The 10,096-nt window shown below is 71.2% G+C and carries 8 protein-coding genes and 1 pseudogene; 3 read left to right on the plus strand and 6 right to left on the minus strand.

The window, feature by feature from the left end; all coding sequences use genetic code 11:
* Both CA983_RS34185 and CA983_RS34190 read left to right on the plus strand, forming a co-directional pair.
* Positions 1-525: pseudogene (locus CA983_RS34185) on the plus strand (serine protease); the annotation flags it as partial.
* A 169-nt stretch (positions 526-694) separates the two neighbouring features.
* Positions 695-1,651 carry a bifunctional riboflavin kinase/FAD synthetase gene (locus CA983_RS34190; protein WP_086604656.1) on the plus strand — a complete coding sequence of 319 codons (957 nt, stop codon included), beginning with the start codon at positions 695-697 and terminating at the stop codon, positions 1,649-1,651.
* Positions 1,652-1,692: 41 nt separating this feature from the next.
* Here the strand turns inward: CA983_RS34190 and CA983_RS34195 are convergent, their stop codons facing one another.
* Positions 1,693-2,376 carry a TetR/AcrR family transcriptional regulator gene (locus CA983_RS34195; protein WP_244207214.1) on the minus strand — a complete coding sequence of 228 codons (684 nt, stop codon included), beginning with the start codon at positions 2,374-2,376 and terminating at the stop codon, positions 1,693-1,695.
* A gap of 109 nt (positions 2,377-2,485) precedes the next feature.
* Between CA983_RS34195 and CA983_RS34200 the strand changes: the two genes are divergently transcribed.
* Positions 2,486-3,196, plus strand: a complete 711-nt coding sequence (locus CA983_RS34200) for an NAD(P)-dependent oxidoreductase (protein ID WP_086604657.1) — start codon at positions 2,486-2,488, stop codon at positions 3,194-3,196.
* Between the two features lie 591 nt (positions 3,197-3,787).
* Here CA983_RS34200 and CA983_RS34210 read toward each other — a convergent pair.
* The 5 genes from CA983_RS34210 to CA983_RS34230 are packed head-to-tail and all read right to left on the minus strand — an operon-like array spanning position 3,788 to position 9,631.
* Positions 3,788-4,789, minus strand: a complete 1,002-nt coding sequence (locus tag CA983_RS34210) for an oligopeptide/dipeptide ABC transporter ATP-binding protein (RefSeq protein ID WP_086604659.1) — start codon at positions 4,787-4,789, stop codon at positions 3,788-3,790.
* Positions 4,786-5,805 (minus strand): ABC transporter ATP-binding protein, encoded by a 1,020-nt coding sequence (locus CA983_RS34215; RefSeq protein ID WP_086604660.1) that lies wholly within the window; start codon positions 5,803-5,805, stop codon positions 4,786-4,788. Before CA983_RS34215 ends, CA983_RS34210 begins: the two co-directional genes overlap by 4 nt.
* Positions 5,802-6,716 carry an ABC transporter permease gene (locus CA983_RS34220; RefSeq protein ID WP_086604661.1) on the minus strand — a complete coding sequence of 305 codons (915 nt, stop codon included), beginning with the start codon at positions 6,714-6,716 and terminating at the stop codon, positions 5,802-5,804. Before CA983_RS34220 ends, CA983_RS34215 begins: the two co-directional genes overlap by 4 nt.
* A complete protein-coding gene (locus CA983_RS34225) occupies positions 6,713-7,759 on the minus strand; it encodes an ABC transporter permease (protein ID WP_086604662.1) in 1,047 nt (348 codons plus the stop codon). The genes CA983_RS34220 and CA983_RS34225 overlap by 4 nt, the downstream gene beginning before the upstream one ends.
* 18 nt (positions 7,760-7,777) lie before the next feature.
* Positions 7,778-9,631, minus strand: coding sequence for an ABC transporter substrate-binding protein (locus CA983_RS34230; RefSeq protein ID WP_086604663.1), 1,854 nt, complete (start codon positions 9,629-9,631; stop codon positions 7,778-7,780).
* Positions 9,632-10,096 lie beyond the last annotated feature (465 nt).

The raw sequence follows: 10,096 nt of genomic DNA on the forward strand, positions 1-10,096 counted from the left end.
GCGCTGGTGGGGCGGGCGGCGGAGCGGCGGCCGGAACTCGCCGGGCACGTGGCCGCGTACGTGGACCAGCGGCTCGACCGGGGTCCTGCCGCCCGGGCCGTGCTCCTGCCGCTGGTCACCGGCCTGCTGGAGGGCGRCCCGGTGCGGCTGCGGTGTGCCCTCGCCGCGGTCCTCACCCCGCCCGGCATCCCCGCCTCCCGCCCGCTGCGGCGCGAGCTGCGCGACGCGCTCCTGGCCCGCGAGCACGACACCGACGTCCTGGACACGCTGCTGCACGCCGCCGCCCGGAACGGCGGCGACGAACTGCGCGACTTCGTCCGCCGCGTCGGACTGCTCCTCGTGTGCACCCCGGAGGGCGCGGCCCGCTTCGACCGCGCGCTGGTCGACCTCGCCCGGCACGTGCCGGGCTTCGCCGCACGCGTGGTCCGCTGGCTGGCCGACGCGCCCGAGGACTGGGCGGTGCTGGTCGGGCCGAGCGCCCACCGGACGATCGAGAGCCTGGCCGGTGTGAGCGTGCCCGTCTGAGGGGGACCCCGCGCACGCCGGAGGGGACGAAGCGTCGTGCACCCCGTCACAGCTCCCATGCCGATGCGGGCCGGGGACACCCGGCATGGCACCCTTAGACCTGCGTACGAGGCAACCAGCAACAACCACGGACACGGGTTCGACGAGCTTTCGACAAGGAGCAGGCACAGTGCAGCGCTGGCGTGGCTTGGAGGACATCCCCCAGGACTGGGGGCGCAGCGTCGTCACCATCGGCTCCTACGACGGAGTCCACCGCGGACACCAGCTGATCATCCGGCATGCCGTGAACCGCGCCCGCGAACTGGGCGTGCCCGCCGTCGTCGTCACCTTCGACCCGCACCCCAGCGAGGTAGTCCGCCCCGGCAGCCACCCGCCGTTGCTCGCCCCGCACCACCGCCGCGCCGAACTCATGGCCGACCTGGGTGTGGACGCGGTGCTCATCCTGCCCTTCACGACCGAGTTCTCGAAGCTGTCCCCGGCCGACTTCGTCGTCAAAGTCCTGGTCGACAAGCTGCACGCCAAGGCGGTCGTCGAGGGCCCCAACTTTCGCTTCGGCCACAAGGCCGCCGGGAACGTGGAGTTCCTGTCCACGCAGGGCAAGACCTACGACTTCGAGGTCGAGGTCGTCGACCTGTACGTGACGGGCGAGGCGGGCGGCGGCGAGCCGTTCTCCTCGACGCTGACCCGGCGTCTGGTTGCCGAGGGCGACGTCGAGGGCGCCGCCGAGATCCTGGGCCGTCCGCACCGGGTGGAGGGCGTCGTCGTCCGGGGCGCCCAGCGCGGCCGCGAGATGGGCTTCCCGACCGCCAACGTCGAGACGCTGCCGCACACCGCCATCCCGGCCGACGGTGTCTACGCCGGCTGGCTGCACGCCCAGGGCGAGGCGATGCCGGCCGCGATCTCCGTCGGCACGAACCCGCAGTTCGACGGCACCGAGCGCACGGTGGAGGCGTACGCCATCGACCGGGTGGGCCTCGACCTGTACGGCCTCCATGTCGCCGTCGACTTCCTGGCGTTCGTGCGGGGGCAGGCCAGGTTCGACACGCTGGACGCGCTGCTGGAGCAGATCGCCGAGGACGTCAAGCGCTGCCGGGAGCTGGTGGCGGCGGCCGAGCGGTCCGCCTAGCGTCCCCCTGGCCCATCCGCGTACTCGCTCTGCGGTACTCGCTATGCGCTCGGGGCCTCGTCCGGGTGGAGGGCGTCGAGGATGAGGGTGAGGCCGAAGGCGAACTCGTCGGCGTAGTCGTAGCCGGGCTTGAGGACGTGCTCGGTGGCCAGTTCGGTGAGGTGGGGGTAGGTGTCGGCGGGCATGTCGCGCAGGATGGCGCCCGCTACCTCGTCCAGCTCCGCCGCGCCCCTGAACGGCAGGCTCACCTCCTGGAGCACGAACCCGTACAGGTAGCTGTCGATCAGCGAGACGGCGTGCGCGGCCATGGGGACGGAGAATCCTCCGGCGCGCAGCGTTCCGATGACGGCGTCGTGATGGCGCAGGGTCGCCGGGCCGGGCTGGGAACGGGAGTCCATGAGGCCGACGGCCCAGGGGTGGCGTCGCAGGACGGCACGGGCGGAGTCCGCGCGGTGGCGCAGGGCGCTCTTCCAGTCCCTGTCGCGCGGCGGTAGGTCGATCTCGCCGAACACCGCGTCCACCATGCCGTCGAGGATGTCTTCCCGGCCCGCGACGTGGTGGTAGAGCGACATCGCCTCGACGCCCAGCGGTTCGGCGATGGCCCGCATGGTGAGCGCGGCCGCCCCCTTCTCGTCCGCCACTGCCATCGCCGTGCGGATCACGCGCTCGCGGCTGAGCGGAGTGCGCGCCGACGCCCCGCGCCGGCCTTTGTTTCCCTCGCGCATCCAGGCCCTCTTTCTGGCTTCGCTCGTGCGCTCCCCTTGACCGCCTTACAGCATAAGGCTAGCTTGCCTTACAATATAAGGTAGGCATCCCGGCGAAAGGGGCCGCGCCATGAACGCGGATCGCGTGAAGAAGGTCTGCATCGTCGGGGCTTCGGGGAAGCTCGGGCAGTACATGGTCGGGCACGCGCTGGAGCGCGGCTACGAGGTGGTCGGGGTGTGCCGGGAGCGCAGCGTGCCGAAGCTGGCCGCGTTCGAAGGCCGGATGACCGTCGTCCCCGGGGACACCGACGACCCGGAGGTGATCCGACGGGCGGTCGCCGGGTGCGACGGCGTGCTGACGGTGCTGGCGCCGTGGGGGGTGCGGCAGTACGCGTCGGGCACGGCACAGGCGGTGCTCGACCACGCACGGCCGGGCGCGCGCCTGGTCTTCTCCTGCGGCTGGCACATCACACGCGACGGCAAGGACAGGTACTCACGGCTGTTCACCCTGGGCGTCCGGATCGCCACCGTGCTGGCCAAGCTCGTCCGCGCCGTCGAACTCGACGACCAGGTCGAGGCGTGCCGGCGGGTGTTCGCCAGCGACACCGCGTGGACCGTGGTGCGCGGCAGCTCCCTGGAGGAGGGCGAGAGCCAGGGCCTGCCCGTGTGGAGCCGGCACGTGGGCGATCCGGTACTGGCAAGCAATCTGACACGGCGGGTGGACTTCGCCCTGTTCATGGTGGAGGCACTGACGGACGACACGCTCGTCCAGGAGGCCCCGGCGATCGTCGGCTGCCGGACCCCCAGCGCCCTCGCTCATGCCGGGAGATCTCGCACCTAGGGCATTTCAGTGGGTGCACCTGCCCGAGCAGTACTGCTTCGGCGCGGTGACGAGCAGCCAGCACCGGTCAGAGACGACCGTGCTCCGGAACGCGCGTCTCGCACCGATCGCACAGCACCAGAAGGATCCGCCGGCTCTCACGCAGTGAGCCGGCTGCACCGCACCGCTCGCAGATGCCCTCACTGCGGTCGGCGAACGCTTCAGTGACAGCACTGACACGTGCGGACTCGGCCCCCGTCCAGTTGCCGCCATGCTTCCACGGCCGCGGGAACGCCTGGAAGCACAAAGACCCCCACTTCTGCTTCACGGCAAGAAGCTCGTACTCCAGGAACTCCGCGACAACCGCCTGATGGCACTCAAGCACCAACCGCCGCCAGCCAGGCCCCACGTCGAAGTCGTACGAAGGGTCTCGCAAGTGTCGCCTCACCGGCTCCAGTACGTCGCCTGAAGCCGGGGAAGTCCCAGCCATCCCGCCCCCCTCACGCAGCAATGACCCCCGATCCTACGGTCCACGGCTCGCGCGGCGTGATCCACAAGACAAGCCCTGGCCGGGCGACGCAGTGAGCCGGGCGGTCCCGTCCGGCTTCACCCTCAGCGTGTCGCCCAGTGGCATGCCACCTGGGCCGTGCCGCTGCCGTCGAGGATCTCCGGGTCCTGGTCGCGGCACGCGTCCGCGACGCCCGCCCGTTCCGCTTCTCCGCTCGCGAGGATCTGGCAGCGGGCGTGGAAGCGGCAGCCGGACGGCACCCGCGACGGGTCCGGGGGCTCGCCGGTGAGGACCACCGGGTCGCCGGGCGCCTCGGGGAGCACCGACAGCAGGGCCTGGGTGTACGGGTGGCGGGGTGCGGTCAGGACCTGCTCCACCGCGCCCGTCTCCACGATCCGGCCCAGATACATCACGGCGACCCGGTCGGCGATGTTCCAGGCCAGTCCCAGGTCGTGCGTGACGACCAGCGCGGACAGGCCCAGCTCGGTGCGCAGCCGCAGCAGCAGGGCGAGGATCTCACCGCGCACGGAGGCGTCGAGGGACGCCACCGGCTCGTCGGCGACGAGGAGTTCGGGTTCCAGGACGAGCGCGCCCGCGATGACGACCCGCTGGCGCTGCCCGCCGGACAGTTCGTGCGGATAGCGGAGGAAGAAGCGCTCCGGGGGGCGGAGGCCGGCCCGGGACAGGGCCTCGGCGACCGCCGTCCGCTCGTCGCCGCCGTACCCGTGGATGCGCAGGCCCTCGGCGACCGCGTCGTACACCGTGTGCCGCGGGTTGAGCGAGCCGCTCGGGTCCTGGAGGACCAGCTGGACGCGCTTGCGGTACGCCTTGAGGGACCGGCCGGAGTACTCCAGCGGGCGGCCGTCGAAGGTGACCCGGCCCGAGGTCGGCTCGACCAGGCCCAGCAGACAGCGGGCCAGGGTCGTCTTGCCGCAGCCGGACTCGCCGACCAGCGCGACGATCTCGCCGGGCCTGATGTCGAGGTCGACCCCGTCCACCGCGCGGGCCCGGGGGCCGCCGTGCCGGCCGGGGAAGGTGACGTGCAGGTCCTGGGCGCTCAGCAGAGGTGCCGTGGTGACCTCGGGGGTCGTGGGGGACGTGGTCATGGCGTACTGGGCCTCGCTTCCTCCAGGGCCTCCGGATCCTGAGGCTCCGCGCGGGGCTCTTCCGCCGACGGCCCGACCAGGACGCACGCCGCCCGGCGCTCCGGCCCCGCCCCGCGCAGCAGCGGGTCCTGCTCGGGGCAGGACTCCAGCGCCACCGGACACCGCGGATGGAACGTACAGCCGGACGGCAACGCCGCCGGGTCGGGCGGGTCGCCCGCCAGCCCCTGCGGCGCGAACCGCGAGGCCGGGTCGCCGATGCGCGGGAACGCGGCCGACAGGGCCCTGGCATACGGGTGCCGGGCGTCCTCGTACACCTGTTGGGCCGGGCCCTCCTCGACCACCCGGCCCGCGTACATCACCGCGAGCCGGTCGCAGGTGTCGGCGAGGACCGCCAAGTCGTGGCTGATCATGATCAGGCCCAGGTCCTGGTCCGCGACCAGTTGTTCGATGAGCCGGAGGATCTGTGCCTGGATCATCACGTCGAGCGCGGTGGTCGGCTCGTCGGCGATGATCAGCCGGGGATCGCAGGCCAGCGCCATGGCGATCATGACGCGCTGCCGCTGCCCGCCGGACAACTCGTGCGGATAGGCGTCCGCGCGGGCCGCGGGCAGGCCGACGTGCTCCAGCAGCTCCCCGGTCTTCTTCTTCGCCCCGGCCGGTGTCGCCTTCCTGTGCAGCAGGATCGGCTCGGCGATCTGGTCGCCGATGCAGTGAACTGCGTTCAGGGAGTGCATCGCCCCCTGGAAGACGACCGAGGCTCCGGCCCAGCGGACCGCCCGCACCCGGCCCCACTTCATCGTCAGCACGTCCTCGCCGTCGAGCAGGACCTCACCCGTGATGCGGGTCCCGGCGGGCAGCAGCCGCAACAGCGCCAGCGCCAGCGTGGACTTGCCGCAGCCGGACTCCCCGGCCAGACCGAGCTTCTGGCCGGCGTCCAGGCGCAGATCCACCCCGCGCACGGCGGCCGCCCCGCCCGCGTACGTCACCGTCAGGTCCCTGACGTCCAGCAGCGTCACCGCGACACCCCCAGCCTGGGGTTGAGGACGGACTCCACGGCCCGCCCGCACAGCGTGAACGCCAGCGCCACCACGGCGATGGCGAGGCCCGGCGGTACCAGGTACCACCAGTCCCCGGCACTGACCGCGCCCGCCTCGCGGGCGTCCTGGAGCAGCCCGCCCCACGACACGACCGTGGGGTCGCCGAGGCCGAGGAAGGCCAGGGTCGCCTCGGCGAGGATGGCCGAGGAGATGATCAGGGTCGTCTGCGCCAGCACCAGCGGCATCACGTTGGGCAGCACGTGCCGGGACATGATGTGCCAGTGCCCGCCGCCGAGCGCCTTCGCCCGCTCGATGTACGGCCGCGTCTCCACGGCGAGGGTCTGCGCGCGCACCAGCCGGGCCGTGGTCGGCCAGGTGGTGACGCCGATCGCGACGACGATCGTGGTCAGCGAGCGGGACATCACCGTCGCCAGGGCGATCGCCAGCACCAGCGTCGGCATGACCAGGAACCAGTCGGTGATCCGCATCATCACCGTCGCGTACCAGCCCTTGAAGTGTCCGGCCGTCACCCCGATCAGGGTGCCGATCGCCACCGACAGCACGGCCGCGAGCAGCCCGACCAGCAGCGACACCCGCGAGCCCCAGACCACCAGGCCGAGCAGGTCCCGCCCGAACTGGTCCGTGCCGAGGGGGAACTCGGCGCTCGGGCTCTGCATCGGACGCCCCGGCGCGTCGGTCACACTGCTCACGTCGGAGCCGACGAGCAGCGGCGCGAACAGCGCCAGCAGCGCGCACAGGGCGAGCGCGGTCAGGCCGTACAGCCCCGCCCGTTCGGCGCGGTACTGCCGCCAGAAGCGCGCGACGGAGGCCCGGCGGCGCTGCCGGGCGAGGGCGCGCGGGCCCGTGCCCGTGCCGGTCGTCGTCGTCATCGGGCCACCCGGGGGTCCAGCAGCGGATAGACCAGGTCGGCAAGGGTGTTCATCACGATCACCGCGGCGGCGAACACGAAGAACAGCCCCTGCACCAGCGGCAGGTCGGGCACGCTCAGCGCCTGGTAGAACAGCCCGCCGAGGCCCGGCCAGGAGAACACCGTCTCCACCAGGATCACGCCCGCCACCGTCCGGCCGAGGTTGATGAAGATCAGCGTCACGGTCGGCAGCAGCGCGTTCGGCACGGCGTGCCGGCGCCGCACCAGGTCGTCGCGCAGCCCCTTGGCCCGCGCGGTCGTCAGATAGTCGCTGCCCATCTCGTCCAGCAGCGCCGACCGCGTGACCAGCAGCGTCTGCCCGTACTCCACGGCCACCAGCGTCATCACCGGCAGCACCAGATGGTGCGCCACGTCGAGGACGTACGCGAAGCCCTCCTCGCCGCCCGACTCCATGCCGCCGGTCGGGAACATGCCCGGGACCGGGCCGATGCCCACCGACAGCACGATGATCAGCAGCAGCCCGAGCCAGAAGGACGGGATGGAGTACAGCGTGAGCGCCAGGCCGGTGTTGATCCGGTCGCCGAGCCCGCCGCGCCGCCATGCCGAGCGGGTGCCGAGGAAGATGCCCAGCGCGGTGTAGAGGACGAAGGCGGTCCCGGTCAGCAGCAGGGTGTTCGGCAGCGCCTCCGTGATCTTGTCGACGACGGGGGCACGGAACTGGTACGACGTCCCGAAGTCGCCGGTGAGCGCCTTGCCGCAGTAGTCCGTGAACTGCCGCCACAGCGGCAGGTCGAGCCCGAACTCCTCGCGATAGGCGGCCAGCTGCTCGGCCGAGACCTGACGGCCGCCCGTCATGGTCTTCACCGGGTCGCCGGGGATCAGCCGGAAGAGGAAGAAGCTGGTGACGAGCACGGCCAGCAGCGATACGGCCGCGCCCGCCACCTTGCCCGCGAGGTAGCGCGGATAGGCGGAGCTCTTGCGTGCCCGGGGCCCGGCCGCCGGCTTCCTCTCCTCGACCAGCGCGGGTGTCGCGTCAGCGGTCATGAGTTCCGCTCGCCCGCTCTACTCGCGGTCCTCGGCGGTGGAGCGCCGCCGCATCGCCGCGAAGACGCCGAGCCCGGCGAGGACCACGACACCCCCGACGATCCCGGCCACGACCCCGGTCGACGACGCGCTGTCCGACGAGCCACTCGACTGTGCCGGGACCGCCGACCACCAGCTCCAGTAGCCGTCCTGGCCGTAGATGTTCCCCGCCTTCGCCGGCATGGTGGTGATGGACTTGATCTGGTCCGTCCGGTAGGCCTCGACTGCGTTCGGATACGCCATGACGTTCATGTACCCGAGGTCGTACAGCCGCGACTCCATCTGCTGGACGATGTCCGCCCGTTTGGCGGGGTCGTACTCGGCGAGCTGCCGGGCGTAGAGCTCGTCGTACTTCTTGTCGCAGATGAAGTTGTCGGTCGCGCCCGTGTCCTTCGGGGTCGCCGGGAGCGCCCCGCAGGTGTGGATGGACAGCACGAAGTCCGGGTCCGGGTTGACCGACCAGCCGTCGAAGGCCAGGTCGTACTTGCCGGCGAGCCAGGGGTCGGTCACGTTGTCCAGGCAGTTGAGCCGGACACCGATGCCGAGCTCGCCCCACCACTCCTGGAGGTACTTGCCGACCGCCTTGTCGTTCGGGTCGGTGGCGTGGCACAGGACCCGGTAGGTGATGGGCTTGCCGTCCCTGCCGACGCGCTTGCCGTCGCCGTTCTTCTTGTAACCCGCCTGGTCGAGCATCCGAGCCGCCTCGGCCGGGTCGTACGTCAGCTTCTGGCTGCCGGACGGCTTCCAGAAGTACTGCGAGAAGCGCGGCGGGATGTACCCCTCGCCCTCGACCGCGTGCCCCTGGAACACCTTGTCGATGATGGCCTTGCGGTCGACGGCCTTGAACAGCGCGTTCCGCACCCGCTGGTCCAGCAGGGACGGGTGGCCGTCGCCGAACTTCTCGCCGTTCTTCGCCTTCGCGCCCGGGTTGGTGGCGAGGGCGTAGAAACGGCGGCCGGGGGCGTCGTTGACCTTGACGTTCTCCGCACCCTGAAGGGACGCAGCCTGAGCGGGCGTCAGGGACGGCGAACCGGCGACGAACGACACCTCGCCCTTGCGCAGCGCCGACACCGCCGCGTCCTGGTCCTTGTAGTAGCGGAAGACCAGCTCGTCGAACTTCGGTGACCCGCGCCAGAAGCTCTTGTTGGCCTTGAGCCGGACGTAGCTGTCGGCCTTGTACCCGGTCAGCACGAACGGCCCGTTGCCCACCACCGGGAAGCTCTTGTCGTTGTTGAACTCGGAGAAGTCCGAGACCTTCTCCCACACGTGCTTCGGCACGATCGGCACGTCGAGCGCGGTCATCGTGGCCTGCGGCTTCTTCAGCTCGATGACCAGCTTGGTGGGGCTCGGGGCCGTCACCTTCTTGAAGTTCCCGACGTAGCTGCCGTTCGCCGTGGCCGCCCCGTCGTCGGTCATCATCTTGTTGAACGTCCACGCCGCGTCCTCGGCGGTGGCCCGCTCGCCGTCCGACCACTTGGAGTTCGAGCGGATCGTGTACGTCCAGGTCAGCTTGTCCGGCGACGGCTCCCACTCGGTGGCCAGGCCCGGGATGGCGTGGTTGTCCTTGGGGTCGTAGTTCGTCAGGTACTCGTACATGAGCCGGTGAATGCTCGTACTGAGCAACCGGACCGCCAGGAACGGGCTGAGCGAGTCCACGCTCTGCGCCACCGCCACGGTCAGCACCTTCTTGCCGTCGTCGGCCGCCCGAGCCTGCCGGGGCGCCGGGTCGAGCGGGGTCGCGAGACCGGCGGTGAGGGTGAGCGCGGCCGCCCCGGCCATGGCTGCGAGCCTGAGGCCGCGCGGGAGGCTGCGTGTCTGATCTTTCGTGCCCATGGTCGGACCTCGCGTCATCGCTCGGACGGGAAGGACGGCTGATCAGGTGTCAGGTTGATCAGGGTGATCAGGTGTCAGATGGATGATGAGTGTGTCTATCAGCGGCCATCTCTACGCGTCAACGGCGCATTCACCCCTTGTGGCCTGCGGAAATAACGAATTGGCGAGCTTTTCATGTCCATTGGTCGAGACCACTGACGCCCTCCTGGCCAGGGCCTGGCAACGGATTTCGCCCCGGAACGCGCCGTGGCCCGCGCCGAGTGGGAACGGCGCGGGCCACGAAGGGGACCGGCCCCTCGAAAGGGGCCGATCGGGTGAGGCGATTACTGCGACGGAGGCGGCGGTGGCGGCGGGGTCTGTCCGTCGGGCTGCGCGGGGTGACCCGGCTGCCCGGGCTGCGGGTACCCGTAACCGGGCTGACCGGGCTGACCGGGCTGACCGTGTTGCGGGTAGCCGTAGCCCGGC

The organism is Streptomyces swartbergensis (genome assembly GCF_002148965.1).
In the GTDB taxonomy this organism is placed as follows: Bacteria; Actinomycetota; Actinomycetes; order Streptomycetales; family Streptomycetaceae; genus Streptomyces; species Streptomyces swartbergensis.

What these genes read in the sequence shown, in the direction of transcription:
- CA983_RS34195 (WP_244207214.1), bottom strand. Translation starts at nt 2,376, where the DNA reads ATGCGCGAGGGAAACAAAGGCCGGCGCGGGGCGTCGGCGCGCACTCCG.
- CA983_RS34200 (WP_086604657.1), top strand. Translation starts at nt 2,486, where the DNA reads ATGAACGCGGATCGCGTGAAGAAGGTCTGCATCGTCGGGGCTTCGGGG.
- CA983_RS34210 (WP_086604659.1), bottom strand. Translation starts at nt 4,789, where the DNA reads ATGACCACGTCCCCCACGACCCCCGAGGTCACCACGGCACCTCTGCTG.
- CA983_RS34220 (WP_086604661.1), bottom strand. Translation starts at nt 6,716, where the DNA reads ATGACGACGACGACCGGCACGGGCACGGGCCCGCGCGCCCTCGCCCGG.
- CA983_RS34225 (WP_086604662.1), bottom strand. Translation starts at nt 7,759, where the DNA reads ATGACCGCTGACGCGACACCCGCGCTGGTCGAGGAGAGGAAGCCGGCG.
- CA983_RS34230 (WP_086604663.1), bottom strand. Translation starts at nt 9,631, where the DNA reads ATGGGCACGAAAGATCAGACACGCAGCCTCCCGCGCGGCCTCAGGCTC.